24 protein-coding genes, 1 other RNA gene, 1 pseudogene and 1 riboswitch are annotated in these 24612 nt (G+C 58.5%); of the genes and pseudogenes, 13 read left to right on the top strand and 13 right to left on the bottom strand.

Going from position 1 to position 24612, the window contains the following annotated elements; all coding sequences use genetic code 11:
- Positions 1–196 precede the first annotated feature (196 nt).
- On the bottom strand, positions 197–1657 hold the full coding sequence (locus tag GOW56_RS20480) for a PLP-dependent aminotransferase family protein (protein ID WP_171119873.1): 1461 nt from the start codon (positions 1655–1657) through the stop codon (positions 197–199).
- Positions 1658–1790: 133 nt separating this feature from the next.
- Between GOW56_RS20480 and GOW56_RS20475 the strand changes: the two genes are divergently transcribed.
- The gene (locus GOW56_RS20475; RefSeq protein WP_171207031.1) at positions 1791–2099 is read left to right on the top strand and encodes a helix-turn-helix transcriptional regulator; all 309 of its coding nucleotides are present in this window, start codon (positions 1791–1793) and stop codon (positions 2097–2099) included.
- A complete protein-coding gene (locus GOW56_RS20470) occupies positions 2092–3123 on the top strand; it encodes a permease (protein ID WP_171207030.1) in 1032 nt (343 codons plus the stop codon). The genes GOW56_RS20475 and GOW56_RS20470 overlap by 8 nt, the downstream gene beginning before the upstream one ends.
- A 56-nt stretch (positions 3124–3179) precedes the next feature.
- Here the strand turns inward: GOW56_RS20470 and GOW56_RS20465 are convergent, their stop codons facing one another.
- Together GOW56_RS20465 and GOW56_RS20460 are read right to left on the bottom strand one after the other, a co-directional pair.
- Positions 3180–3569 (bottom strand): hypothetical protein, encoded by a 390-nt coding sequence (locus GOW56_RS20465; RefSeq protein WP_152459212.1) that lies wholly within the window; start codon positions 3567–3569, stop codon positions 3180–3182.
- Positions 3570–3620: 51 nt separating this feature from the next.
- Positions 3621–4382, bottom strand: a complete 762-nt coding sequence (locus GOW56_RS20460; RefSeq protein WP_171207029.1) for a DUF1013 domain-containing protein — start codon at positions 4380–4382, stop codon at positions 3621–3623.
- Between the two features lie 130 nt (positions 4383–4512).
- Between GOW56_RS20460 and GOW56_RS20455 the strand changes: the two genes are divergently transcribed.
- Positions 4513–5154 (top strand): ribonuclease T2, encoded by a 642-nt coding sequence (locus GOW56_RS20455; RefSeq protein WP_152459210.1) that lies wholly within the window; start codon positions 4513–4515, stop codon positions 5152–5154.
- On the opposite strand, the gene GOW56_RS20450 is transcribed toward GOW56_RS20455, so the two are convergent.
- The 5 genes from GOW56_RS20450 to GOW56_RS20430 all read right to left on the bottom strand — a co-directional run bounded on the left by GOW56_RS20450 (position 5151) and on the right by GOW56_RS20430 (position 9396).
- Positions 5151–5639, bottom strand: coding sequence for a hypothetical protein (locus tag GOW56_RS20450; RefSeq protein ID WP_171207028.1), 489 nt, complete (start codon positions 5637–5639; stop codon positions 5151–5153). The two genes, GOW56_RS20455 and GOW56_RS20450, sit on opposite strands and share 4 nt — an antisense overlap.
- Before the next feature lie 86 nt (positions 5640–5725).
- Positions 5726–6070, bottom strand: a complete 345-nt coding sequence (locus tag GOW56_RS20445) for a hypothetical protein (protein WP_171119866.1) — start codon at positions 6068–6070, stop codon at positions 5726–5728.
- A 153-nt stretch (positions 6071–6223) separates the two neighbouring features.
- On the bottom strand, positions 6224–6817 hold the full coding sequence (gene recR, locus GOW56_RS20440; RefSeq protein ID WP_171207027.1) for a recombination mediator RecR: 594 nt from the start codon (positions 6815–6817) through the stop codon (positions 6224–6226).
- 61 nt (positions 6818–6878) lie between these two features.
- Positions 6879–7232 carry a YbaB/EbfC family nucleoid-associated protein gene (locus tag GOW56_RS20435; protein WP_170347293.1) on the bottom strand — a complete coding sequence of 118 codons (354 nt, stop codon included), beginning with the start codon at positions 7230–7232 and terminating at the stop codon, positions 6879–6881.
- A 400-nt stretch (positions 7233–7632) separates the two neighbouring features.
- On the bottom strand, positions 7633–9396 hold the full coding sequence (locus GOW56_RS20430) for a DNA polymerase III subunit gamma/tau (protein ID WP_171207026.1): 1764 nt from the start codon (positions 9394–9396) through the stop codon (positions 7633–7635).
- Between the two features lie 171 nt (positions 9397–9567).
- On the opposite strand from GOW56_RS20430, the gene GOW56_RS20425 reads away from it, so the two are divergent.
- A complete protein-coding gene (locus GOW56_RS20425; protein ID WP_171207025.1) occupies positions 9568–10080 on the top strand; it encodes a dual specificity protein phosphatase family protein in 513 nt (170 codons plus the stop codon).
- Here the strand turns inward: GOW56_RS20425 and GOW56_RS20420 are convergent.
- The gene (locus GOW56_RS20420; RefSeq protein WP_171207024.1) at positions 10072–10479 is read right to left on the bottom strand and encodes a hypothetical protein; all 408 of its coding nucleotides are present in this window, start codon (positions 10477–10479) and stop codon (positions 10072–10074) included. The genes GOW56_RS20425 and GOW56_RS20420 overlap by 9 nt on opposite strands.
- A 90-nt stretch (positions 10480–10569) precedes the next feature.
- A riboswitch (cobalamin riboswitch) is annotated at positions 10570–10792 on the bottom strand.
- Between the two features lie 70 nt (positions 10793–10862).
- Between GOW56_RS20420 and GOW56_RS20415 the strand changes: the two genes are divergently transcribed.
- Entirely contained in the window at positions 10863–11783 is a 921-nt protein-coding gene (locus GOW56_RS20415; protein ID WP_371807929.1) for a hypothetical protein, read from the top strand.
- A gap of 39 nt (positions 11784–11822) precedes the next feature.
- Here GOW56_RS20415 and rsgA read toward each other — a convergent pair whose 3' ends face one another.
- The 3 genes from rsgA to GOW56_RS20400 form a co-directional block, all read right to left on the bottom strand.
- Positions 11823–12899: a ribosome small subunit-dependent GTPase A gene (rsgA, locus tag GOW56_RS20410; RefSeq protein WP_254447271.1), complete on the bottom strand. Its 1077-nt coding sequence runs from the start codon at positions 12897–12899 to the stop codon at positions 11823–11825.
- Positions 12900–13006: 107 nt separating this feature from the next.
- Positions 13007–13105: signal recognition particle sRNA small type (gene ffs / locus GOW56_RS20405), an RNA gene on the bottom strand.
- Between the two features lie 39 nt (positions 13106–13144).
- Positions 13145–15013: a bifunctional 2',3'-cyclic-nucleotide 2'-phosphodiesterase/3'-nucleotidase gene (locus GOW56_RS20400; protein ID WP_371807928.1), complete on the bottom strand. Its 1869-nt coding sequence runs from the start codon at positions 15011–15013 to the stop codon at positions 13145–13147.
- Positions 15014–15195: 182 nt separating this feature from the next.
- Between GOW56_RS20400 and nudC the strand changes: the two genes are divergently transcribed.
- The 3 genes and pseudogenes from nudC to GOW56_RS20385 all read left to right on the top strand — a co-directional run bounded on the left by nudC (position 15196) and on the right by GOW56_RS20385 (position 17274).
- Positions 15196–16179, top strand: a complete 984-nt coding sequence (gene nudC / locus GOW56_RS20395; RefSeq protein ID WP_171207022.1) for an NAD(+) diphosphatase — start codon at positions 15196–15198, stop codon at positions 16177–16179.
- A 37-nt stretch (positions 16180–16216) separates the two neighbouring features.
- A complete protein-coding gene (locus tag GOW56_RS20390; RefSeq protein WP_171207021.1) occupies positions 16217–16684 on the top strand; it encodes an SRPBCC family protein in 468 nt (155 codons plus the stop codon).
- 47 nt (positions 16685–16731) lie between these two features.
- Positions 16732–17274, top strand: a pseudogene (locus tag GOW56_RS20385) (chloramphenicol phosphotransferase CPT family protein).
- Between the two features lie 4 nt (positions 17275–17278).
- Here GOW56_RS20385 and GOW56_RS20380 read toward each other — a convergent pair.
- Complete coding sequence (locus tag GOW56_RS20380; RefSeq protein ID WP_152459200.1) at positions 17279–18112, bottom strand: prephenate dehydratase; 834 nt, start codon at positions 18110–18112, stop codon at positions 17279–17281.
- Between the two features lie 120 nt (positions 18113–18232).
- Between GOW56_RS20380 and GOW56_RS20375 the strand changes: the two genes are divergently transcribed.
- The 5 genes from GOW56_RS20375 to GOW56_RS20355 all read left to right on the top strand — a co-directional run bounded on the left by GOW56_RS20375 (position 18233) and on the right by GOW56_RS20355 (position 24597).
- Positions 18233–18745, top strand: a complete 513-nt coding sequence (locus tag GOW56_RS20375) for a cytochrome c family protein (RefSeq protein WP_152459925.1) — start codon at positions 18233–18235, stop codon at positions 18743–18745.
- Positions 18746–18915: 170 nt separating this feature from the next.
- A complete protein-coding gene (locus GOW56_RS20370) occupies positions 18916–20820 on the top strand; it encodes an extracellular solute-binding protein (RefSeq protein ID WP_171207020.1) in 1905 nt (634 codons plus the stop codon).
- A 1-nt stretch (position 20821) separates the two neighbouring features.
- Positions 20822–21916 carry a microcin C ABC transporter permease YejB gene (locus GOW56_RS20365; RefSeq protein WP_171207019.1) on the top strand — a complete coding sequence of 365 codons (1095 nt, stop codon included), beginning with the start codon at positions 20822–20824 and terminating at the stop codon, positions 21914–21916.
- The gene (locus tag GOW56_RS20360) at positions 21917–23023 is read left to right on the top strand and encodes an ABC transporter permease (RefSeq protein WP_171207018.1); all 1107 of its coding nucleotides are present in this window, start codon (positions 21917–21919) and stop codon (positions 23021–23023) included.
- The gene (locus GOW56_RS20355) at positions 23020–24597 is read left to right on the top strand and encodes an ABC transporter ATP-binding protein (protein ID WP_171207017.1); all 1578 of its coding nucleotides are present in this window, start codon (positions 23020–23022) and stop codon (positions 24595–24597) included. Before GOW56_RS20360 ends, GOW56_RS20355 begins: the two co-directional genes overlap by 4 nt.
- The last annotated feature ends 15 nt before the right edge of the window (positions 24598–24612 follow it).

Genomic DNA, 24612 nt, shown 5'->3' with positions numbered 1-24612 from the left:
ATCCCGAACGCATGCTCAATCCCGTGCATCTGCAAAACCTTAACAAACGCCTCTTCCGTCGTCATCTTCATCTGAGTGCTCTCCAACCAAGAGTGAGTGAAACCGGGCACTGTGCCCGGCGTTTGATATGGTTTTGGCGCAAGGGTGCGACCTGCGTTAGGGCCAAAACGAAAGCCGGATTAGGTCCAGATGAGGCTCAAACGGCCCGAATTGCGTCGGCGATCAGTTTCACGCCGGGCGCGATGCGGTCTGTTGGAATGGAGGAATAGCCCAAGCGGTAGAAATTTTGTGGCCTGTCCGGCCCCGAGAAGAACGGTGCGCCCGGCTCAATGTGAACACTCTGGTTTTGCAGCCTTAATGCCAGTTGAGTTGTGTCGATGTGCTCAGGGGCTGACATCCACATTGAAGAGCCGCCAATCACACCCCGTCCAGCCACGGTCAGCCCACTTTCCGCGATGGCTTCGTCCATCGCGTCGCGCCGTTCTTGCAAGGCCTTCGACATACGCCGAATTTGCGCGTCGTAATGGCCCAACGACAGGAAATACGCCGCCGTGCGCTGAATGTGGCCTGGCGGGTGGCGCAGAACCAAGGAGCGCAGCGCGCGCGCCTCGCGGATAAAGGGCTCTGAGCCGACCATGTATCCAAGTCGCAATCCTGGAAACAGCGACTTGGAAAAACTGCCGACATAAATCACGCGCCCATCCCGATCCATGGATTTCAGCGCCGGCGAAGGGGCGCCTCGGAAGGCCATTTCAAACTCATAGTCATCCTCGACAACCATCGCATCCAGATCGCGTGCTCGGTCCAGCAATTGGTTGCGGCGGTCGATCGGCATCGTTGCGGTTGTCGGGCTTTGATGGCTGGGGGTGGTAAAGATGACGTCCGCTTCGTCGGGAATCGCCTCGGGAGGCAGCCCGTCCCGGTCCACGCTCAAGGGCGTGACCGCGCAATCCCAATGGTTCAGAAGGCTTCGCAGCGCATAGTAACATGGGTCTTCTATGACGGCCGTGCGATTGTGGGTCAGCAAGATGCGCGATGCCAGCCAGAGCGCGTTCTGCGCGCCCAGAGTGATCAAAATCTCTTCGGGGCGGGCTGCGATGCCACGGCGAGGTAGAGTGTGACGGGCAATAAATTCGATCAACAACGGATCATCTTGATCCACGTAATCTCCGGTCAGCGAATCGAAATCCTTGTGTCCCAACGCGCGGACGGCGCATAACCTCCAGTTGGCGTGGTCAAACAAGGTTCGGTCAGCCTGCCCGTAGATGAACGGATAACGGTACTCTCGCCAGTCGCTGGGTTTTGGCAGAACGTCACTGTCCAGAAAGCGGCGCGCCAGCGCCTTGTCCCAGTCAACGGATTCGGTGCCGCGCTGGACAGGCGAATACTTGGGGGGGACAGGTGCGTTTTGCGAAACGTAATACCCGGACCGCCCCTTGGCAGTCAGGTAGTCATTGGCCAAAAGTTCGGTGTAGGCCAACGTCACCGTTATTCGGCTGACACCCAGATGCGCGGCCAGTTTGCGTGACGAAGGGAGTTTTTCTCCGACGTGAAAGCGACCGGACAAGATGCCTTCGGCAATCATCTGCTGGATCTGGGCCTGCAATGTGCCCTGACCATTGAGCTCGAGAAAGAATGTATCGACCGAAATTCCCATGCCTGCTTATAGGGTGGACTTAAGGTCGGGGCAATCTGGACTTACATCGCAGTCACGAAATTTTGTCGGCGGGGTTGACCGGAGAGTTTCTTCGGACTAAATAACTAGAAATCTAGTTTAATGGAGATGGTGGATGTGGGAAGCTGCTGCTGCCGGATTTTCTGCCATGGGCTCTGAAGCTCGGCTGAAAGTCCTCAAGACGCTGGTCCGGGCTGGCAAAGCCGGATTGACCGTTGGCGAGATACAGGACCGGACAGGGATTGCCCCGTCGACCCTGGCCCATCACCTGCGGTTTCTTGCAGCCGGTGGTGTGGTCGAACAGGAAAAGGTCGGTCGAACCACGATCAACCGCGCCAATTACGACGAATTGAGAAATCTGGCGCAATTCATTCTCAGCGAGTGCTGTGCTGACGAAGTTGGAAAGGCTGCGAACGATGGCTGATTTGACGCAGAACCCGCGCATGACTGCCAAAGTGGCGCTGGACCTGATCAAGACACCCTGGACGCTGATCGTCGTCATTCTGGCGGCGGTGGCGATCCTGGATCCCGGAAACTTGCCCGAGGTGGTGACATTTGCAGCCAAGGCTCTGGCGCATACAGGGCAGTATATTCTGTTTGCAGTGCTTCTGCTGTCTTACCTCAAGGCGACCGGCGCAGAGGTGATGGTGGCGCGTGCCTTTGAGGGGCGCGAAACCCGGATGATCTTTCTGGCTGCCTTGTTCGGTGGTCTTGCACCGTTCTGTTCTTGCGAGGTTATCCCCTTTATTGCGGGTCTTCTGGCCCTTGGTGCGCCGTTGTCCGCAGTCATGGCGTTCTGGCTCAGCTCACCCTTGATCGATCCGCCTACGCTTTTGATTACCGCCGGTGCGCTGGGATGGCCCTTTGCCATCGGCAAGGCTGTTGCGGCTGTTGCGCTTGGCCTGTTCGGTGGGTTCGCGGTTCGGTTGCTGATTCGCAACGGCGCGTTTGCCCAGCCCTTGCGCGAATACAAGCCCGCCGGGTGCTGCGGATGTGGTCCGAAAACGGATGACAAACCGGTCTGGAAATTCTGGCAGGAGCCCGAGCGTCGCGCCCGGTTCCGTTCGGAATTCGTGCACAACGGTCTGTTCCTGTTGAAATGGCTTGCGCTGGCTTATGTGCTGGAGGCGCTTTTGGTAAACTATGTCCCCGCCGACCTGATCGCAGGCTTGGTTGGCGGAGAAGGCATGCTGCCGATCGTCGTTGCTGCGCTGGTGGGTATGCCGGCATACCTGAACTCCTACGTGGCGCCGCCTTTGCTGGCAGGGTTGATGGAGCAAGGTATGACAGCGGGTGCGGCCATGTCGTTCATGGTTGCCGGTGCCGTCAGTTCCATCCCGGCGATGGCTGCGGTCTGGTCATTGGTCAAACCACGTGTCTTTGCAACCTATCTGACCCTGGGGGTCGGTGGCGCAATCGTGGCTGGTATCATCTTTCAATTGGTTTGAACGCAAAAGCCGCCCGGTGTCACATCGGGCGGCTTTTATCCGTTCGGTTCCGTCGATCAACTACCGTCGCACAGACGTGGCAGTTTGAACCGGTATCGGGCTTCTCCGCTTTCGACGTAAACGCGTTTTTCAATACAGGCCGTCGTGCCCACTGTCTGCGAAATCTGCGCATCTGTGGACGTAATCGATGTGGCGGACCCATCAGGCAAGCGGACCGACGCCACGACGCCGTTCTTCAGATCTCCGTTCACCGGAGTTGCAGACAGAACCGGGACGATCAGAAACGCCTCATGCTCGTGTTCGCCTTCATCCCCCAGCAGAAACAATGTCGTGACGATGGCAATCATGACAACGCCGCCGGCCAGACCAAGCCCCCACGTTTTCAGAAAGGCATAAATCGTGACGGCGCGGTGCGGGCCAAATACCGCAGATAGAACGTTCAGCATGGCAAGTCCGTGAAAAAAGCCCCAGCCGTCATGGCCGAGGCTGTTTGCGCGTTACGGACGAAGATCGTCTTCGTCTTCGTCATCCGCCCCACCCTTGGGCAGGTTGAAAAAGCTGTCTGCGTCGATGATCGGCTCGTCTTCTTTCTCTTCCGGCGGCTCGTCGGACAGCGAGAAGGTTTCCAGACCTTCAATTGCGGTCGGGATTTTCGGCGCTGCGTCCATTTCCAGCGACTGCTCGGTCGAGACCAGCTTGCGACGCTCGTCATCGCTCATCACGCCGCCTTCAGCTGCTTTCTTGGCCGCCGCTTTCTGCACGGCGGTGTCCAGTTCAGACTGTTTGCACAGACCCAGAGCAACAGGATCAATCGGCTGCATGTTGGTGATGTTCCAGTGCGTGCGTTCGCGGATCGACTGGATGGTGGGTTTGGTGGTGCCGACCAGCTTGGCAATCTGGCCGTCGCTGAGTTCCGGGTGGAACTTGACCAGCCACAGGATCGAGTTCGGACGGTCCTGACGTTTCGAAAGCGGCGTGTAACGCGGGCCACGGCGCTTTTCCTCGCCGGCGGCCGATGGGTTGAACTTTAGCTTCAGCTTGTGAAGCGGGTTGTTCTGTGCCGCGTCGATTTCTTCCTGGGTCAACTGGTTGTTGGCGATCGGGTCAAAGCCCTTGACGCCGGCGGCGACGTCACCATCAGCGATACCCTGCACTTCCAACTCGTGCATTCCTACGAAATCCGCGATCTGCTTGAAGCTGATCGTGGTGTTGTCCACCAGCCATACGGCGGTTGCCTTGGCCATAAGCGGTTTTGCCATCAGCCCGTCTCCTATACATACATCTGTCCCGTCGCCGGAATTCGGCGGCCCCTTGGTTTTGGGGCAGGTTTCCGTTGTCGGGGAACTTGGCCCGTATATAGTCGCGCAAAGGCAAGAAGGGAAGAGGCGAATGCGCCAAGGGATTACGGGGCTGGTTTTGTGGATCTTGAGCGCGGTCGCTGCGCTGGCCGAGGGCGAAAAGGCGGGCGAGTTCGATTACTACGTGCTGTCGCTCAGTTGGTCGCCCAACTGGTGCGCCCGCGAAGGTGACGCGCGCGGCTCGGATCAATGTGACGATCGGCATGATCACGGCTGGATACTGCACGGGTTATGGCCACAGTTCCATCAGGGCTGGCCGTCCTACTGCCGTACCCCCGAAAGCCCACCTTCGCGACGCATGACGCGGGAAATGGAGGATATTCAGGGCAGCTCCGGCCTTGCGTGGCATCAATGGAAGAAACACGGCACATGCTCGGGATTGTCGGCATCCGACTACTTTGCCTTGTCCCGGCGGGCTTATGAAGCGGTCAAGCGCCCTGAGGTGCTCCGCAAGCTGGATTCATCCGTCAGACTGCCGGCTTCGGTGGTCGAGGAGGCATTCCTGAAGGCCAACCCGGAGTTGGAGCGCGACATGATCACGATCACCTGCAAACAGGGCTATATCGAAGAAGTCCGCCTGTGCCTGTCCCGCGATCTTGATCCCGTACCCTGTGGCCGCGACGTGATCCGCGACTGCACCGCTAAGGACGCGCTGTTCGATCCGATTCGTTAAAGCTTTTTGTTCTGGCAGTCCCGCGCATAGTCCAGCGCCTTGGCGGTGCCTTTCAGATCGATGGCCATCACCACTTCACCTGCCGGATTGTAGACGGTCATCGTTTTGTTCTGAGCGATGGCGTTCACAAATCTCCGGTCGGTGAAAAACACGGTTGCGCCCGGCACGTCGCGTTCGTTGAACCCGATGGCCGTGGCATCATAGCTTTTGCCGTCCAGATCAAAGCGGATCGGATAACTCTCACCCTGTTTAATGTCGCCCCATGCCTTGTTGTACACGGCGAAATACCCACGATTGCCCAGCGCATCATAGCCCAGCCGCACCACCGAGAGATCCTGATACACCGTCTGGATCAGGCACCCGTTGCCAAGCGCTGGGTCCATCATGATGTTCCAACCTTCGACAAAGCCCTTGTCGATGAGGTCTTGGGCTAGGGCGGAGGTGGCTGTCAAAGCGGCGAAAGTGAGGGCGAGAAGGCGGGTCATAGCACATCCACAAATCAGACAATCTATTCATGTCATTGTAAAGTGTTGTAGAACTTAGACAATCCATTAATTTCCCGCGGGCCGTGTCAGGTCTCCTCGCCGTTGGAACAAATCTCAAGTCTCAGGTTAACAATTGCCTGGTTTGGAACGTCTTCTGAATTCAGCGATCCTCCGACAGCTAACCATTCGGAGTATTCAGGGTTAATGCAATCAACGTATAGAACGCCGAAAAAATCGCCATACTTACCGTCACCGCGAACATAGACGTGCCTGTGTGTTTGTTCATCATACTTTTTGTCTTCTGGAATTGCGCTCCACCATTGTTTGTATGGCGGCGGTAAATCGTGCGTGTCTTCGTATAAGTAGAGAGTTTCAGCGGCCAAGGGCGAGGCGAAAGCACCAACAATTGCATAAAACGCTAAGTGTTTCATCGTGTTTGATAATCCGTGGAATTAACAGAAAGAAACTCATCCAATAACAGTACAGCTGTCAAGCTAGTTACCGCGATATTTGAGCGTGCATCGTGCGCTGCGCTGGCGCCGCCTAGCGCAAAGGCCTCGCAAAAAATGAACCGGGAATTAGAGCTACAGTTCCTTCCGCGCCCGCAGCGCGGCCGTGATCGTCCCGTCGTCCAGATAATCCAGTTCTCCGCCAATAGGCACACCCTGCGCCAGCGAAGTCAGGCGGACCTGCCCCTCAAGCTGATCGGCGATGTAGTGGGCGGTGGTCTGGCCATCGACGGTGGCGTTCAGCGCCAGGATGACCTCGGTAATCCCTTCGGACACAATCCGGTCCTTGAGGCGGGGAATGCGCAACTCGTCGGGGCCGATCCCGTCCAGCGCCGACAGCGTGCCGCCCAGAACGTGATAACGCCCTTTGAACACTCCGGCACGCTCCATCGCCCACAGATCGGCGACGTCTTCGACCACGCAGAGCTCTCCGGTTGCGCGGGCCTCATCGTTGCAGATGTCACAGATATCGGTGGTGCCCACGTTGCCGCAATTCAGGCATTCCCGGGCCGTGATCGCGACCTGCTGCATGGCATCAGATAGGGGCGTTAGCAGTAAGGCGCGTTTGCGGATCAGGTGCAGCACAGCGCGGCGGGCCGAGCGCGGGCCCAGGCCCGGCAGTTTGGCCATCAGGTCGATCAGGTTGTCGATGTCGCTGTTCGAACTCATGGCCAATCCTGCTTTGCGCCGGAGGGAGCCTCCGGCGGGAGTATTTTAGAAAAGATGAAGCTCAGAACGGCAGCTTGATGTCTGCGGGCAAGCCCATGCTTTCGGTCAGCTTGGCCATTTCTTCCTGTGAACGTTCAGCGGCTTTGGTCTGTGCATCCTTGATGGCGGCCAGGATCAGGTCTTCAACCACTTCCTTGTCATCGCCGTTGAAGATCGACGGGTCGATATCCAGACCTTTGAGTTCACCCTTGGCTGTCGCCGTTGCCTTGACCAGGCCTGCACCGGATTCGCCGACAACCATCATGTTGTTCAGCTCTTCCTGCATTTCGGTCATCTTGGTTTGCAGGTCCTGCGCGGATTTCATCATCTTGGCCATGTCGCCCAGACCGCCAAGCCCGCCGAGTCCTTTCAGCATAGTATTCTCCTGTGTCTCCGTTTGCGCTCTAGATACGGGCAGCAGCCACATGGCACAAGGGTTCTCCCGCCGGTCGGAGGCTCGATCGTTCCGGCCGGCATGTTGATCGGCGCAGGCGTCAGCAGGATCGTGCCACCCGTCTGCGACGCCATATTCGCCTGCAGGTCCGACACGCGCGGATCGCCCTTGGCGCGCATATGGTCTGCAACCGAGCGTGATTGCATGGAACGCAAAAAATCTGGGCGGGGTTCGAATGGCTACGCGGCATCCGGATCAGAATTGTCACGGGCCGCCTTCCGCTGGCCGGTGTCGCAACAAACGATCTGAGACATGCGGGCGGATGTGTTCGATCGAAACCTCGATCTGTTTCGTTTGAAACAAGGGGTGACGGGCGGTGAGGTCAGTCTTCCTCGAACGGGTCCCACTCGTCTTCCACCTCGGGAAGCGCTTCGGTCTCGACCTTGGCGGCGCGTTGCTCCGGCGTTTCGATCCTGGTGATTTTCGCCTTTGGGAATTGCGCCAGTACCGCCTGCACCAACGGGTGTTTTTCGGCCTCGGATTTCAGAGCCAGCTCGGCCTCGTGCCGTATTTCTGCAATTGTGGGGGCTTCTCCGTCCGAGACGATCGAGACAGCCCACCGATTTCCTGTCCAGCGTTGCAAGGCAGAGCCCAGTCGTGGCGCCAGATCTGCCGGTGCCTGGACGGCAGGCGTGAATTCGATTCGTCCGGGTTGATAGGAGACGAGGCGCACGCCGTTTTCCACCTCGACCAGCAACTTCACGTCGCGATTGGTCCGGATCAGTTCCACCACGTGGTCGAAGGTTGGGTACCGGGCAAGGGCCGTCTGGGTATCCTGCGCCAGGGCTGCAACCGGTGCGCCACCGGCACCGCGAGGGGGCGGCGCATAGGCAGGTGGATGGGCTGCGCCAGCCGGCGCCGGACCGGTGCCCGGTCGGGATATCGAAACGCCGCCATTGGGCCCGCCCGGCGGCGGTGGCGGGGCATCTTGCAACCGTTTGATCAGCTCTTCGGGGCTGGGCAAATCCGCCACATGGGTCAGGCGAATAACGGCCATTTCAGCGGCCATCATGGCGTTGGGGGCAGCCGAGACTTCCTCGAGCGCCTTCAGCAGCATTTGCCACATCCGGGTCAGAACCCGCATCGGCAGAGCCTCGGCCATGTGTTGGCCCCGGGTCCGTTCGTCCGGAGAAACCGTCGGGTCCTGCGCCGCGTCAGGCGTGATCTTCACGACGGACACCCAATGCGTGATCTCGGCCAGATCGCGCAGCACCGCCAGCGGGTCTGCGCCTTCGGCGTATTGGCCGCTCAACTCGGTAAGTGCTCCGGCGGCATCACCGCGCAGGATCATATCCATAAGGTCCAGAACCCGGCCACGGTCTGCCAGTCCAAGCATTGCACGGACCTGATCGGCGGTCGTCTCGCCAGCCCCGTGCGAAATCGCCTGATCCAGCAACGAGGTCGCATCCCGGGCCGATCCTTCCGCTGCTCGGGTGATCAGCGCCAGCGCGTCTTCGGCGATCTGGGCGTTTTCCGCTTCGGCGATCTTGCGCAGCAGGCCAATCATGTCTTCGGGTTCGATCCGGCGCAGGTCGAAACGCTGGCAGCGGGACAGCACGGTGACAGGCACTTTGCGGATTTCAGTGGTTGCAAAGATGAACTTCACATGCGCGGGCGGTTCTTCCAACGTCTTGAGCAGCGCGTTGAACGCGCTGGTCGAGAGCATATGAACCTCGTCGATGATATAAATCTTGTAACGCGCGCTGGCGGCGCGATAGCGAACACTGTCAATGATCTCGCGGATGTCGTTGACGCCCGTACGGCTGGCGGCGTCCATCTCCATCACGTCGACATGGCGGCCTTCCATGATGGCGACACAATGTTCGCACTGACCGCAGGGTTCGGTCGTGGGGCCACCGGTTCCGTCGGGTCCGATGCAGTTCATCCCCTTGGCGATGATCCTTGCGGTCGTGGTTTTGCCGGTGCCGCGAATACCGGTCATGATGAAGGCCTGCGCGATCCGGTCGGCCGCGAACGCGTTTCTTAGGGTGCGCACCATGGCATCCTGACCCACCAGATCGGCAAAGGTTTCCGGGCGATATTTGCGGGCGAGAACCTGATAGGCGGGGCTGGAACTGTCTGTCATGTCTTCTCGTTGGGATTCGGTGCTTGGGCACAGCGTAGTGGCCACCGTTGCCCGCGTCCACAGCGGGGCGCGATGATTTTTGATTTAGAAACGAGTCGCTTTCGCACTAAACTGCATCAGCGGATTTAATGGCTCATTTTTGTAAAGAGTTCTTTGGGGAGGACAGGATTCATGTCGCAGTTGGTGATCTACGCCCTGCAAGTCGGTGGCGGAACGCTGGCACTGACCTCGATGCCCGGACGCGGCGGAGATTACTCCAGCGATCTGGACATGATCGCAGCCTGGCAGCCGGGGCTTGTTGTTTCGATGACGACGGATGTCGAAATGCTTCAGGACGGGGCGCAGGAATTTGGCAGCGATATTCAAAGCCGCGCCAGCCGATGGGTTCACCTGCCGATCGAAGATTTCGGAGCGCCGACAAAAGCGATTGATGACGCGTGGCCGTCCGTCAGCGCCGCGGCCCGGCACGCGCTGTCCGGCGGAGGTCGCGTATTGGTACACTGCCGCGGGGGATGTGGCAGGTCAGGTATGGTTGTCCTTCGGCTTATGGTCGAATGCGGCGAACGCACGGACACGGCGCTGCAACGATTGCGGGCGGTGCGCCCTTGCGCCGTCGAAACGGATGCGCAACTGGCCTGGGCCTCTCGGCGTGCCCAGGCACAGGTCAGTCTGGATTCAGATTGAAATCTGCACGGGCGCGCAAGCAGGTTTCCGAGGCCGGATCGTGGAAACTTCGATCATCGCGCAGGGTGGGGTCTTCACGACGCCGGATGGCATCGCACTGAACGTGTTTCCGAAGATCAGGTCGGCATAGCCGTTCAGCGGCTCAATTGCGGTTTCGGGCTGCGTCCCGCAAAAGACACGAATGCTGTCTGATCGCGCGCGGAAAATTGCATGACATCCGTCGGTGCAATGTGACAGCTCACTGCTGCCCTCAATCTCGAAATCGTCACTGGTGGCCGAGGTCGCCTGGGCCATGGCTTCGGATATCGAGCGCGCCAGCCGCGCCAAAGCGGGGCAGGTTTTACCCGTCCGCTGACATACTGTTGCACTGAATTCATGTGTTTTTGTCTTCCAGATCATCCTGCGCCCTCCGCGCTTGGTGGACAGGATATTTTGGACAGGTGGGACATCGTGATGCCGTCAGGACCTGCCCGGACACCCCGCCCGAGTTTCGGTTTCGTTTCCGATGGCAGGTCTCCTGACTTGCGGGTCATCGCTTTGCCGACCTTCCCAGCCTTCGGGGCCAGTGGTGTTTCGGCATCGCTTACCGCTTACAGTTGCGGGGGCAGTCGCGGATTTGGTTGTTGCCTGCATGACCAGACATTACCGCACCGTGTTCCCTTTTCACCCCGACCCCTTGTGGAGGCCGGAAACCATCACACAACCGCTAGCGTTTGAGCACGCATCGAGTCAAGCCGATCTTTTGGCCGGACGCTTGGTCATGCTGGATACGATGTTGGTTCATGCATAGTGTCGAGGGCGTTGAGGTTCGGAAACCGGATTTACCAAGCGCAAAGCCAGAGATCATGTTGGACACAGAGCAAACGGTATTGACCGAAGAGTTTCGCTTTCCGTCCGGGCAGAAAACACTGTCTGCCCGGTTGTACAGCCCGCTGACCTCGCCCGAAATCGTCGTCGTGCTGAACAGTGCAACGGGTGTGCCGCGCGATTATTACTGTCATTTCGCACGATGGCTTGCTGCCAAGCAGGGTATGGCCTGCCTGACCTATGACTATCGCGATTACGGGCATTCCTTGACTGGCCGCCTGAAAGACTCGCGTGCGACGATGGCGGATTGGGCCTTGATCGACATGCCCGCGGCACGGGCGGAAATGCGCAGACGGTTTCCCGATTCGCAGCATTGGACCATCGGCCATTCGATCGGCGCGATGTTGGGGCCTGTGCAGCCGGATATCGATCTGATTGACCGGATGATCTGTGTGTGTTCGGGGCTGGTAACCCTAAGCGACCATCCATGGCCCTATCGTGGTTTGGCAGGATTGTTCTGGTATGGTCATGCCCCGCTTTTGGCCCGAGCCTTTGGCTACCTTCCCGGAAAGGCGATCGGGTTCGGCTCGGATCTGCCGGCATCGGTCTATTGGCAGTGGCGCAAATGGTGTACGGCGCCTTTGAACTATGTGCCTGAAATCGGGCATGAGTTACCTGCGGCGCAGTGGAAGGATTCTGGAACGCCCGTGGATTTGTTCACCTTCGAGGACGACCAGATGGTGCCGCCGGACGCGGTTTGGCGGCTTGCGGATCTTTACGGCCCCGATGCCAACCGCCACCTGCTGAGCCCTGCCGATTTCGGGTTGTCCGAGGTTGGTCATATCGGAGCATTTGCCCGGCGCAATGCAGCGGTTTGGCCGCGACTGATCGCTTGATCAGACGCGGCGCAGAACGGGCCAGGCCCCGTCCAACAATCACCGGTTGCGAAGTTTCTTTTCCTTCATGACGCCACGGACCATCTTGCCGAACGCTTTGTCCCGCGCCCGAGACTGCGCGACGGTTTCAGAATTGCGCTGATCTTCGCGCCGAAGCTTGCGCCACCGGTCCAATCGAGCCGGATCAAGCGTGCCGTGGCTGATCGCCTTTTGCACGGCACATCCGGGCTCGGAGCTGTGCTGGCAATCCGAAAAACGGCAGTCCCGGCTCAACTCGGCAAGGTCCGAGAAAACGTCGTCGATCCCATCCTGAGCGTCCACCAGGCGCAACGCGCGCATTCCGGGTGTATCGATCAACCAGCCACCGTTGCGCATCCGGTGCAATGCGCGTGCGGTCGTCGTGTGCCGGCCCCGTGCGTCATCCTCGCGAATGTCCGAGGTGGCAAGATTCTGATCGGTCATGGTATTGGCAAGTGTCGTCTTGCCAACGCCCGACGAACCAACCAGCGCTCCGGTCTGGCTTTTTGGGCACCAGGACAGAACCTTTTCAACCTCTGCCGGGTCCAGCGCGTTGATCGCCAGAACCGTCAGGAACGGGTCCAGTGATTGCACCTGTCCCGAGAAACTGTCAGGGTCCGCCGATTTGTCGGCCTTTGTCAGAACAACGACCGGGTAACACCCGGCCTGATACGCAAGCGCCAAATACCGTTCCAGCCGGGGCAGGTTGAAATCGGCATTGCACGAGCTGACGATGAACAGCACATCGACATTGGCTGCGATCAGTTGCATTGCGGCGCCTGTACCGGCGGCGCGTCGGTGCAGCAGGCTGCGCCGGTCGAGCAAATGGCGCACGCGTTTGTCGTCATCGGCGAGAACCCAATCGCCAACGGCATAGCTGCCGGTCGTTTGATCGGGGGTCAGCAACGGGACTTCGCCGTCAGGGTTCAGCCCGATCAGGCGGTCCCGATGAACGGAAGTGATGCGAAAAGGTGTGCAGGAAGGATAAGCCGCGTGTTGCGCAGCAAAGTGAGAGGACCATCCCAGGTCCGAAAGTGCAAGAAACATTGGTTTGCCTGTCGTCAGAAACAGCACTCCCGACGGATGGCGATCGCTCATCCCCGGGTCATGTGTTCAGGCAGTCAGTCGATACCGTGAGGTCAGAACCATGCTGCCCGAAGGGTCTTTGCTACAATCATAAAGCCCTCCTGCGGCTAAGGTTCGTAAAGTGAGAGGTTGGACATCGACCCAAGCGGGGCTCGTTGTGGCTGCTTCCTTCCGGACCTGACCAGGTTGGCGAGGCGCTCGCCCGCGCCAACCTCTCGACTCAGGATATAGGGAAGGCTTCGGCAAAAGACAACCCGTCAGAGCGTCAGCCGAATGCGTGCAAAACCGTTTTCGTCAGGGTCCAGAATCTTGGGGGCAAACCTGTTCAATTCGTCGACATACTTGAAAGCACCGGGACCGGTCCGAAGAATGGTCGTCACCCCCGATTTCGGCATCAGAGAGAACGGATAAGGTTGTCGGGCCAATGGGTCGGGTGGCAGGCGGTGCGTCATGTAATCCCGCAAAATGTCCCGGATATCCAGCGGGGGCAGATCGATAGCCGGGGCCGATGACACATGCGGGAAATGTCCGCCCCCGCTTGCGCGATAATTATCGAGCGCAACGACAAATGCCTGATCGGGTTGCACGGCCTGGCCTGCGCAAGTCAGATGATGCACCCGCCTGTGGCCGGGATGGATCATTTGCCCCCCGACATCGTAACGCGCCGGTTGCGACGGGTCGATCTGATAGGACAGGCCAAAGATGACATCGAAATTGTATCCCGCCCGATCCCGGTCGAACAGCTCTGCCTCGGCGTCGGGGAATTGTTGGTTGAATGCGCTGGCTGACATCTCCAACCACTCCAGCAGCTGCGCGCCCGTGATCTGAACCGCGCGCAACTCGTTGGGAAAGACATGCAGGTCCGCCACGTGACGCAGACAGATTTCACCGGGCGGCACGTCCGTATAGTGCCTGGGGCCAGAGCGTCCGCCGCATTTGGCCGGTGACGCGGCTGACAACAGCGGCAGCTCTGCAAGCGTGGTGCCGTGTAAGAAAGGGCGCAACGCGGCTGCCTGTGCGGCTGCCACAAGCGTCAATCCACGATCCGGCGCACAGAAACTGAAATGGCTGTGCAATGTGTCCGAGACGCGCGCAACGGGCGCGGCCATGTCCTGACGGGTCTGCTGATGTGCGGGTTCAACCAGATGCGCGATTTCCAAATCTTCGCCAATCGCGGTGCCGCCCACCGAAACCGGGCGCAATTCGGTGTGGCTGTCGACAACACGCAGCCCCGACTGGGGCTGTAGGGTAACGGCCAGATCGATTACTCCAAGATATGCGCCTGCCGAGCCGGGCATGACAACCGGCGTTCCATGCACCAGCCCTTTCACGTAATCCACATTCGGGGTTTGCGCGCCGATGCGTGCGGGAAGGTTCAGGTGAGTGTGCCCGGCGACAACAGCGTCGATGCCCTCAATCGCGGCCAGGGGAATAACGGCATTTTCAGTGTCGGTCGCTGCGTCCGGGTGTCCAAGCCCGGAATGGGCGAGCGCCACGATCAGATCGCACCCCTTTTCGCGCAAGATACGCGTCAGGGACCGTGCCGCGACAACGATGTCGTCCGCCGCTACGGTTTCGTTCAGATTGTGTTCTTCCCAACGCGTCGTCTGCGGCGGCAGAACCGAAAACACGCCGACGCGAATGGGCACATCCTTGTTTCCCACTCTCACGACACGGTCAAGGATCGTAAAACGCTGCCATGATTGTTGTTCTCCGGACCGATGAAGATTGCCGCACAGAACCGGGCACGGGGCTTGTGCAAGGGTCTTGTCCAATGTCGGCAGCCCGAACCCGAAATCATGGTTGCCCAGACCAATCGCATCATAGTCCAGCGCCTTGAATGCCTGCATCATCGGGTGGGGATTGTCGTTCCGAACGGCCCATTCGCCCATCGGCGTTCCCTGAAGCGAATCCCCGTTGTCGAACATCAGCACCAGCGCGTCTGTGGCCTCGTGTCGGGCCTTGCGGATCAGGCTGGCGGTGCGTGTCAGCCCAAGCGTCGGGTCCGGTGTGTCCGCGTAATAGTCAAAACCGGTCAGATGCATGTGCAGGTCGGAGGTGGCAAGAATACGAATACGCCCACGGTCTTTTGTGGGTTGAACCTGCGTCGATGGGTTTTGCTTCACTTTTTTTGTTCTGCTTTTGAATGTGGTAATGGGCTAAAATCATCAAAGCGCAGTCTAGATGATTTTTCCGAGGCCGCCATGCGGCTTTTCGGCGGCGCGTCTCTGCGTTTTGCGTCTTGAATTGCCATTGCAACAGGGCCTGAGACATGGCAGCCCTGTGCGCAAGACCAGAAGGAATTCCAATGAAAAACGCAGAGCAGGTGACTTTCGGTGGCTCGGGCCTGAATCGGGCAGCGCATCTTCGTGGGGATTCAGAGAAGCTGGCCGAGATGGCGCGCGACCCTGCTGCGCGATGCATATTGCTGTGGCGAGGCAAGCTTTTGGTCGTGGGCGCGGCGCTGGATCAGCTTGCCCTGACGCAGATGACTCACCCGCTGGTATGCGATGGCCCCGGCGGCGTGATCGAAGCACCGGTTTTTCTGGGCCTGAACGCAGAGGGCGCACCCCTGTTTGCCGCGGATATCTCGGCCTGGGGGGCAGAGGGATTGGATCTGACCGGCCTGGGAGAGTTCGTGGACAGATCCGAACAGCAGCACCCGGATTTGCCTGAAGGGCATGTTTTCGCCGAGCTTCGCCGGATCATGGCGCGATTGTCGCCTCGTGATGCCGAACTGGCCGCATCCGCCAAGGCGGTTGTCGGTTGGCACGAAGCACATCGCTTCTGCGCTCGCTGCGGCGCAGCCAGCGATATGTCGCAAGCGGGATGGCAGCGCAGTTGCCCGTCATGCGGCGGGCAACATTTTCCGCGCACGGATCCGGTTGTGATCATGCTGATTACGCATGGGGACAATGTGCTTATGGGGCGGTCTCCGGGTTGGCCCGAGGGCATGTTTTCCTTGCTGGCGGGATTTGTCGAACCCGGCGAAACGCTCGAAGCGGCGGTGCGTCGCGAAGTGATGGAAGAGGCAGGCGTACCTGTTGGTGCGGTGTCTTACCTGTCCAGCCAGCCCTGGCCGTTCCCGGCATCCCTGATGTTCGGATGCGCCGGCGAGGCCCTGTCGCGCGACATCGTTATCGATCCGGTCGAGATCGAAGAGGCGATGTGGGTCAGCAAATCCGAAATGATGCAGGCATTTGCCGGCGAACATCCCCGGTTGTTGCCGGCTCGCAAGGGAGCTATCGCTCATTTTCTGCTTCAGAACTGGCTTGCGGATACGCTGGACTGAGGAAAAACTGGTGAAGCCATAAACAGCAAAGGTCATTATGCAGTTTTCAGCGAGCGAAGATATCGAAGCCCCGATCAATTCGGTGTTCGACATGGTGTCGGATTTCGAAAGGTTCGAACGTATGGCGATGCGTCGTGGTATCGACGTGCGGCGTCTGGAGGCTGATGCAATGGTGGTTGCCGGCACTGAATGGAAAACCGAATTCAAGTTGCGTGGAAAGCCGCGCCAGATGTCGGTGGTGATGACGGATTACGACAAGCCGTCGCAAATGCGGTTTGAGGCGGCCAGCAAAGGGATGACCGGCCTGACGACAGTTGATTTTCTGGCCCTGTCTCCGCGCCGGACACGCCTGAGCATCGAGATGTCCTTGGCCGCAAAGTCCTTGCCCGCGCGGTTGCTGTTGCAGTCCATGAAGCTTGGACAGTCAAAGTTCCGCAAGCAATTCCAGCTGCGGTTCAGCGAGTTTGCGCGTGAACTGGAGCAGCGTCACCTGCACGGGGCGTGAACGGGGTCTGCTGGGCTGATCGGGGCAAGGATTGGAAAAAACCTCGGATGTCGCACATTATTTTTCTGCATGGTGCATCAAGCAGCGGAAAATCGACAATCGCGCAGGCTTTGCAACAGAAGATGGCGAAGCCATTCTGGCATATCTCGATCGATCACCTGCGCGATTGTGGTGTTCTGCCGCTGGATCGCTATCGCCGTGGCGAGTTCGATTGGTCCGACGACCGATCGGCAGTCTTTGATGGGTTTCATCAGTCGCTGGCCGCCTACGCGGCCTCGGGCAACAATCTGATTTTGGAACATATTCTGGATACGCCGGGGTGGGACAGAGATTTGCGCGACCTTTTCCGCCCGTTTGATGTTCTGTTCGTGGCTGTCCATTGCCCGCTTCCCTAGTTGAACGCGCGCGAACGATTGCGCGGCGACCGCCCGGTGGGAAGCGCCCAACGGGACCAATCCATGATCCATGCTGGTAGAGTTTACGATATCGAGATTGATTCGATGGACGGCATTGAGACCAACGTGAAGGCAATTCTTCAGGCATGGCGCAGTGACCTGCGCCAATCGGAATTCAACCAGTCTTTCGCGTGACCTGTCAGCCGCGAGGATGGGCCGCAGGGTAGACGCCAAGAACCTCGACATTGGTCGTGAAGTGTTCCAGTTCGTCCATTGCTAGCTGCACGTTGCGGTCTTCGGGATGTCCAACGATATCCGCATAAAACTGCGTTGCAGTGAAGGACCCGTCGACCATATAGCTTTCCAGCTTGGTCATGTTGATCCCGTTGGTGGCAAAGCCACCCATGGCCTTGTACAGCGCGGCCGGGATGTTGCGGACCTGAAACACGAAGCTGGTGATCATTTCATACTCACCCCGACGTGACAGATCCGCCTCTCGTGACATGACAAGAAAACGGGTCGTGTTGTCGTCATTGTCCTCGATATGGCGGGCCAGCACGTTCAGATCGTAGATTTCAGCCGCAAGCTCGCTGGCCAGAGCGGCGGAATGCAAATCCCCGATTTCGGCCACTTCGCGCGCGGCGCGGGCATTGTCGGGACTGACACGGCCGCGAATACCGTGTTCTTTCAGAAAGCCGGAACATTGCGGCAGCAGCACCAGATGCGAATGCGCTTCGGTGATGTCTTCCAGTTTTGCGCCGGGTACACCAAGAAGGTTGATGTGAACACGCACGAACGCTTCGTCGATGATGTGAAGCCCGCTGTGGGGCAACAGCCGGTGAATATCGGCAACCCGACCATAGGTCGTATTTTCGACCGGCAGCATCGCCAGATCGGCCGCGCCTGAGCGAACTGATTCGATCACATCCTCGAATGTGCGGCAGGGCAGGGCCTCCATTTCGGGTCGTGCGTTGCGGCAGGCCTCGTGACTGTAGGCGCCGGGTTCGCCCTGAAAAGCAATGCGATTGGTCATTTGGTCGATTCCATGCAACAAGTTCGCGATTTGGTCGTTTCGTCGCGGTGTCTATACCTTGCCTCTCGCAAGTGGAAGCCTTAGACACCTGCGCAGACAGCTGAAATGGACACGCGATCAATGTTCGACACGATGACAGTTACGAAGGCCGCCGCTGGCCTGTTCGGCACTTTCCTGGTGCTGCTTCTGGCCAAATGGGGGGCTGACATCCTCTATTCTTCCGGTGGCCATGGCTCGGCTGAGGCCGCCTACATTATCGAAACCGAAAGCTCGGGCGAAAGCGCCGACGGCGAAGAAGTGGTCTTTGAAGATCTGCTGGCCGCCGCTGACGTTGAGAAGGGCGCGAAAGTATTCCGCAAGTGCACCGCGTGCCACAAGCTGGAAGACGGGGCGAATGGAACCGGCCCTTACCTGTATGGCGTAGTTGATCGCCCGGTTGCCTCGGCAAAAGGTTTCACCGGTTACTCAGCCAGCATGCAGGCTCATGGCGGCAACTGGACGCCCGAAGCGCTGGATGCCTTCCTGGAACGCCCAAGCGCCTATATCTCGGGAACATCGATGAGTTTTGCTGGCTTGAAAAAACCTCAGGACCGCGCGGACTTGATTGCTTATCTGCAGACAATTGGCAACTGATTGCCTGAGAGACCATTGAAGTTCAGAGCCGCTGCCCCGCGCAGCGGCTTTTTTTGTCTGAAGGGAACTTCACAAAGCGCTCACGCATTCTAAACTTGAAACTGTCAGCGTTGGCACTTTAGCTAGCGTATGCGACATAAAAGATTACAATAACCCAGAGGATGAGCCCCATGATATCCCTAATGCCTGCTGCACGTGATCTTAAGGTCAGGCCATTGGCTGGCATATTCGGGCTTTGTGCTGTTCTGCTCTCACCGCAAGCCGCTTTGGCATTGGATGAGGGGGTTACCCGCAGTCATGGATACTCGTATTTCGGCAATCTGGATTACCCTGCTGACTATCCGCATCTGAATTACGTGAATCCAGATGCGCCCAAAGGTGGTGAGTTGTCCTTGGCGGCTTCGGGGACGTTCGATTCCTTGAATCCCTATTCCCGCAAGGGGCGCGCAGGCGCCTTGACGACGCTGCAATATGACCGCCTGTTCGAAAGCTCTGATGACGGTGTCGGGCAGTATTACGGCGTGCTGGCGGAAAGTCTGGAATATGATGAAGGGCGCAACTACGTCATTTTCCATTTGCGACCCGAAGCAACCTTTTGGGATGGCACGCCGGTGACGGCCGAGGATGTTGTTTACAGCCACCGCCTGTTCATCGAACAGGGCCTGCCTTCGTACGCCCAAGCCGTGGGCCGCATGGTGACGGGGGCCGAAGCGCTGGATGATCACACGGTCAAGTTCACGTTCAATCCGGAAGTCACCCGCCGCAGTTTGATCGAGACCGTTGGGTCGACCCCCGTCTTTTCGAAAGCATGGTTCGAGGCGGACGAGTCCCGGCGTCTGGATGAGCCGCGTCTGGAAGTTGCGGTCGGCTCGGGTCCCTACAAACTCGACAGCTATGACATCAATCGCCGTATCGTTTACAAGCGACGCGACGACTATTGGGGTAAAGATCTGCCATTCAATGTCGGTCGCAACAATTTCGATACCATTCGCGTCGAGTATTTCGCCGATCAGACAGCGGCGTTCGAGGGGTTCAAGGCCGGTGAATACACGCTGCGGATTGAAAGCGATCCCAAGCTTTGGGCGACGGCGTATGATTTTCCGAAGCTGAACGAAGGTGTGATCGTTCGGGACGAGATACCGGATGGCAGCCCGCCAACACCGTCAGGCTTCGTCTTCAACCTCGGAAAACCGCAGTTCTCCGACAAAAACGTACGCAAGGCCCTTGCCTTGGCCTTCAATTTCGAATGGGCAAATGAATCCCTGCTGTTTGGTCTGAATTCGCCGCGCAACTCCTTTACACAAGGCACCCCGCTGGAAGCGCAAGGCCTGCCCGAGGGCGATGAACTGGCGTTTCTTCAAGCGCTGGGTGAGGTTGTGCCCGAGGACCTTCTTTCAGAACCTGCCGTGACGGTGCACGAGTCAAACCCCGCGCGCCTGAATGATCGCAGAAATCTGCGAAAAGCCGCGAAACTGCTGGACGAGGCCGGGTGGCCGGTCGGCGATGGCAACGTGCGGCGCAACGCGGAAGGACAGACGCTCAAGGTGGATATCCCCTATCCTTCAAACCTGCCGACTTCGACGGCCACGATGATTGAAACCTATGTCCAGAACCTGCAAGCCATTGGCGTGGATGCGTCGGCGGAAAAGGTTGACCCGGCGCAATACACGCTGCGCAGCCGCGAGCGGGACTATGACATGGTCTATTCCACACGTTACGGGTCTTTTTTGTCGACCGGTGGCGGGTTGAGCCAGATGTACGGGTCGGAAGAGGCCGCATTCAGTCTTTTCAACCCGGCCGGATTGGCCAGCCCATTGGTTGACGCAATCATCGAAGCATCCTTTGATACTGACAATCAGGCGGATCAGGACATGGCGTTGAAGGCGTTGGATCGCGCTTTGCGGTACGAGTTCTTCGTGATCCCCGTAGGATACATCGCTGACCACTGGGTGGCATATTACGATATGTATGAATACCCGGAAAACCTGCCGCCTTATTCCTTGGGCTATCTGGATCTGTGGTGGATCAATCCGGAAAAAGAGGCCGCACTGAAAGCGAAAGGCGCGCTGCGATAACATGGGCGCCTATATTCTAAGACGTTTGTTGCTGATCATCCCGACCCTTCTGGGCATCATGATCGTCAACTTCACGCTAGTACAATTCGTGCCTGGCGGACCGGTCGAGCAGATCATTGCCCAGATCGAAGGTCAGGGGGATGTTTTCGCCGGTTTTGCGGGTGCGGGCGATACCGGCGCGGGGTCAGAGCCGGCGGGCGGCGTTTTCGACGACAAATATGTCGGTGCGCGGGGCCTGCCGCCCGAGTTCATCGCTGAACTTGAAAAGGAGTTCGGCTTCGACAAACCGCCCTTGGAACGTTTTCTGATCATGATGGGCAACTATCTGACGCTGGACTTCGGCGAGAGCTATTTCCGCTCGATCAGCGTGATTGATCTGGTGCTCGAGAAAATGCCGGTCTCGATCTCGCTGGGCCTGTGGTCAACGCTTATCGCCTATCTGGTTTCGATCCCTCTGGGCATTCGCAAGGCGATCAGGGACGGTTCGCAGTTCGACACGTGGACCAGCGCAGCGATCATCGTGGCCTATGCGATCCCTGGCTTCCTGTTTGCCATTCTACTGCTGGTGCTTTTCGCCGGTGGATCCTATTGGCAGATCTTCCCGCTTCGGGGGCTGACATCCGACAACTGGGACAGCCTGAGTCTTTTTGGCAAGATCGCAGATTATTTCTGGCATATCGCGTTGCCGACCATTGCGCTGACGATCTCGGCCTTTGCGACATTGACGCTGCTGACCAAGAACTCTTTTCTTGATGAAATCAAAAAGCAATATGTCATGACCGCCCGCGCCAAAGGCCTGAGCGAACGCAAGGTGCTGTATGGCCATGTGTTCCGCAACGCGATGCTGATCGTCATAGCCGGATTTCCGGCTGTGTTCATCGGCGTGTTCTTCGGAGGTTCGATCATCATCGAAACGATCTTCTCACTTGATGGTTTGGGACGTCTGGGTTTTGAAGCCGCCGTGGCGCGGGATTACCCGGTGATTTTCGGCACGCTGTTCATCTTTGGCCTGATGGGGCTGGTGGTCGGCATCATCAGCGATCTGATGTATGTGCTGGTCGACCCGCGCATCGATTTTGAAAAGCGGGAGGGGTAAATGGCATTGTCCCCCCTGAACCAGCGCCGCTGGAGCAACTTTCGCCGAAACAAGCGCGCCTTCTGGTCGTTGATCATCTTCGCCGTGTTGTTCGGCCTGTCGCTGTTTGCCGAGTTCATCGCCAACGACAAACCGATTCTGGTGAAATACCGGGGCGAGTTTTACATGCCGGTCTTCAACTTCTACGCGGAAACCGAATTTGGCGGAGACTTCCAGACAGAGGCGATCTATCGCGACCCCGAGGTTCAGTGCCTGATAGACAGTGGCGGGCTTGAGCAGTGTTTTGACGATCCCGAAGCCATTATCGAACAGATCGACGCCGGCACGTTCCAGGCGGAGGGGTTCGAGCGTGGCTGGTCGCTTTGGCCGCTGATCCCTTATTCCTACAACACGTCTGTGGACCGCCCCGGGGCCGCACCTTTGCCGCCCAACGGCCAGAACCTGCTGGGCACCGATGACACCAAGCGCGATGTGCTGGCACGGGTGATTTACGGCTTCCGCTTGTCGATCCTGTTCACGCTGTTGGTGACGGGCGCTGCCAGCCTGATCGGTGTTTTTGCCGGTGCCATACAGGGTTTCTTCGGCGGTTGGCTGGATCTGATCTTTCAGCGGATCATCGAGATCTGGTCAGCGACACCATCGCTTTACGTCATCATCATCATGTTCGCGGTATTGGGGCGAAGTTTCTGGCTGCTGGTCGCGTTGATGATCCTGTTCAGCTGGACCGGGCTGGTTGGCGTGGTGCGCGCAGAATTCCTGCGGGCGCGAAACCTTGAATATGTGCGCGCTGCACGGGCACTGGGTGTGGGCAACATGACCATTATGTTCCGCCACATGCTGCCCAACGCAATGGTTGCCACGCTGACCTTCATGCCCTTCATCGTTACGGGCACCATTGGGGGGCTGGCTTCGCTGGATTATCTGGGTTTTGGTCTTCCGTCTTCGGCCCCTTCGCTGGGGGAGCTCACCTTGCAGGCAAAACAGAACCTTCAGGCCCCATGGCTGGCCTTTACGGCCTTTTTCACCTTTGCCATCATGCTGTCCCTGCTGGTCTTCATCTTTGAAGGCGTGCGGGATGCGTTCGATCCCAGAAAGACCTTCTCATGAGCCTGCTGGATGTAAACAACCTGAAGGTCTCGTTCCGGCAGGACGGTCAGATCAGTGCTGCGGTTCGGGGCGTGTCATTCCATGTCGATCGCGGGGAAACCGTGGCGCTGGTGGGTGAATCCGGATCGGGCAAATCTGTGACCGCGCTCAGCACCGTATCTTTGCTGGGCGACAGCGCGATCGTCGAAGGGTCCGTCACCTATGACGGACAGGAGATGATCGGCGCCTCGGAGCAACGCCTGATGGATGTGCGCGGCAATGACATCAGCTTTATTTTCCAAGAGCCGATGACATCGCTGAACCCGCTGCACACGATCCAGAAGCAGATGGCGGAATCGCTGGCCCTGCATCAGGGGGTCACGGGTGATGTCGCGCGCGAACGAATTCTTGAATTGTTGAACAAGGTCGGTATCCGCGACCCCGAAGACCGGCTGGACAGCTATCCGCACCAGTTGTCTGGCGGACAGCGGCAACGCGTGATGATCGCCATGGCGCTGGCGAACAAGCCGGACATCCTGATCGCCGATGAACCGACAACGGCGTTGGATGTTACCATTCAGGCACAGATCCTCGAGTTGCTGGCCAGTTTGCAGAAATCCGAAAATATGGGGATGCTGTTCATCACCCACGATCTGGGCATCGTGCGGCGCATCGCCGACCGGGTTTGCGTGATGAAGGATGGTGAGATCGTCGAGACCGGCGCGACCGCCGAGATCTTCGACAACCCGCAGCACCCCTATACCCGCAAGCTCCTGGCCGCGGAACCTTCGGGTCAGCCAGACGCCGTTGCAACAGATGCCGAGGAAGTCGCGCGCACCGATCACCTGAAGGTCTGGTTCCCGATCCAACGGGGATTTCTGAAACGCACGGTCGGCTATGTGAAGGCGGTGAATGACGCCTCGCTGAGTGTACGCGCGGGTGAGACTTTGGGGATCGTGGGCGAAAGCGGGTCGGGCAAGACCACGCTGGCGCTGGCGATCATGCGTCTGATCGCGTCCGAAGGCGGCATCACCTTCCGCGATCAGGATGTTCGAAAATGGTCCACGCGAGAGCTGCGCCGACTGCGCAAGGATATGCAGATCGTGTTTCAGGACCCGTTCGGCAGCCTCAGCCCACGCATGACCTGTCAGCAGATCATCGCGGAAGGTCTGGCCATTCACAACGTCGATCCTCATCGCGCGCCGCGCGAGCTGGTCGCTGAAGTGATGACCGAGGTGGGCCTGGATCCTGCGGCGATGGACCGGTATCCGCACGAGTTTTCGGGCGGGCAGCGTCAGCGCATCGCGATTGCGCGCGCGATGGTCTTGCGCCCCAAGCTGCTGGTACTGGACGAACCGACCAGCGCGCTGGACATGACGGTTCAGGTTCAGATCGTCGATCTGCTGCGCGATCTGCAAAAGAAATACGGGCTGGCCTATCTGTTCATCAGCCATGACCTGAAAGTTGTGCGGGCGATGTCGCACAAGGTGATCGTCATGCGAAACGGAGATGTGGTTGAAATGGGCACGGCCGAGGATTTGTTCGAAAATGCCCAGACCGACTATACCCGCGAATTGATTGCTGCGGCGGGCTGAAATCAGCCCGCCACC

The organism is Ruegeria sp. HKCCA0235A, from assembly GCF_013033235.1.
Taxonomy (GTDB): Bacteria; Pseudomonadota; Alphaproteobacteria; order Rhodobacterales; family Rhodobacteraceae; genus Ruegeria.
This window is presented reverse-complemented; position numbering and strand designations above follow the sequence as displayed.

What these genes read in the sequence shown, in the direction of transcription:
- GOW56_RS20480 (WP_171119873.1), bottom strand. Translation starts at nt 1,657, where the DNA reads ATGGGAATTTCGGTCGATACATTCTTTCTCGAGCTCAATGGTCAGGGC.
- GOW56_RS20475 (WP_171207031.1), top strand. Translation starts at nt 1,791, where the DNA reads ATGTGGGAAGCTGCTGCTGCCGGATTTTCTGCCATGGGCTCTGAAGCT.
- GOW56_RS20470 (WP_171207030.1), top strand. Translation starts at nt 2,092, where the DNA reads ATGGCTGATTTGACGCAGAACCCGCGCATGACTGCCAAAGTGGCGCTG.
- GOW56_RS20465 (WP_152459212.1), bottom strand. Translation starts at nt 3,569, where the DNA reads ATGCTGAACGTTCTATCTGCGGTATTTGGCCCGCACCGCGCCGTCACG.
- GOW56_RS20460 (WP_171207029.1), bottom strand. Translation starts at nt 4,382, where the DNA reads ATGGCAAAACCGCTTATGGCCAAGGCAACCGCCGTATGGCTGGTGGAC.
- GOW56_RS20455 (WP_152459210.1), top strand. Translation starts at nt 4,513, where the DNA reads ATGCGCCAAGGGATTACGGGGCTGGTTTTGTGGATCTTGAGCGCGGTC.
- GOW56_RS20450 (WP_171207028.1), bottom strand. Translation starts at nt 5,639, where the DNA reads ATGACCCGCCTTCTCGCCCTCACTTTCGCCGCTTTGACAGCCACCTCC.
- GOW56_RS20445 (WP_171119866.1), bottom strand. Translation starts at nt 6,070, where the DNA reads ATGAAACACTTAGCGTTTTATGCAATTGTTGGTGCTTTCGCCTCGCCC.
- recR (WP_171207027.1), bottom strand. Translation starts at nt 6,817, where the DNA reads ATGAGTTCGAACAGCGACATCGACAACCTGATCGACCTGATGGCCAAA.
- GOW56_RS20435 (WP_170347293.1), bottom strand. Translation starts at nt 7,232, where the DNA reads ATGCTGAAAGGACTCGGCGGGCTTGGCGGTCTGGGCGACATGGCCAAG.
- GOW56_RS20430 (WP_171207026.1), bottom strand. Translation starts at nt 9,396, where the DNA reads ATGACAGACAGTTCCAGCCCCGCCTATCAGGTTCTCGCCCGCAAATAT.
- GOW56_RS20425 (WP_171207025.1), top strand. Translation starts at nt 9,568, where the DNA reads ATGTCGCAGTTGGTGATCTACGCCCTGCAAGTCGGTGGCGGAACGCTG.
- GOW56_RS20420 (WP_171207024.1), bottom strand. Translation starts at nt 10,479, where the DNA reads ATGATCTGGAAGACAAAAACACATGAATTCAGTGCAACAGTATGTCAG.
- GOW56_RS20415 (WP_371807929.1), top strand. Translation starts at nt 10,863, where the DNA reads ATGCATAGTGTCGAGGGCGTTGAGGTTCGGAAACCGGATTTACCAAGC.
- rsgA (WP_254447271.1), bottom strand. Translation starts at nt 12,899, where the DNA reads ATGAGCGATCGCCATCCGTCGGGAGTGCTGTTTCTGACGACAGGCAAA.
- nudC (WP_171207022.1), top strand. Translation starts at nt 15,196, where the DNA reads ATGAAAAACGCAGAGCAGGTGACTTTCGGTGGCTCGGGCCTGAATCGG.
- GOW56_RS20390 (WP_171207021.1), top strand. Translation starts at nt 16,217, where the DNA reads ATGCAGTTTTCAGCGAGCGAAGATATCGAAGCCCCGATCAATTCGGTG.
- GOW56_RS20380 (WP_152459200.1), bottom strand. Translation starts at nt 18,112, where the DNA reads ATGACCAATCGCATTGCTTTTCAGGGCGAACCCGGCGCCTACAGTCAC.
- GOW56_RS20375 (WP_152459925.1), top strand. Translation starts at nt 18,233, where the DNA reads ATGTTCGACACGATGACAGTTACGAAGGCCGCCGCTGGCCTGTTCGGC.
- GOW56_RS20370 (WP_171207020.1), top strand. Translation starts at nt 18,916, where the DNA reads ATGATATCCCTAATGCCTGCTGCACGTGATCTTAAGGTCAGGCCATTG.
- GOW56_RS20365 (WP_171207019.1), top strand. Translation starts at nt 20,822, where the DNA reads ATGGGCGCCTATATTCTAAGACGTTTGTTGCTGATCATCCCGACCCTT.
- GOW56_RS20360 (WP_171207018.1), top strand. Translation starts at nt 21,917, where the DNA reads ATGGCATTGTCCCCCCTGAACCAGCGCCGCTGGAGCAACTTTCGCCGA.
- GOW56_RS20355 (WP_171207017.1), top strand. Translation starts at nt 23,020, where the DNA reads ATGAGCCTGCTGGATGTAAACAACCTGAAGGTCTCGTTCCGGCAGGAC.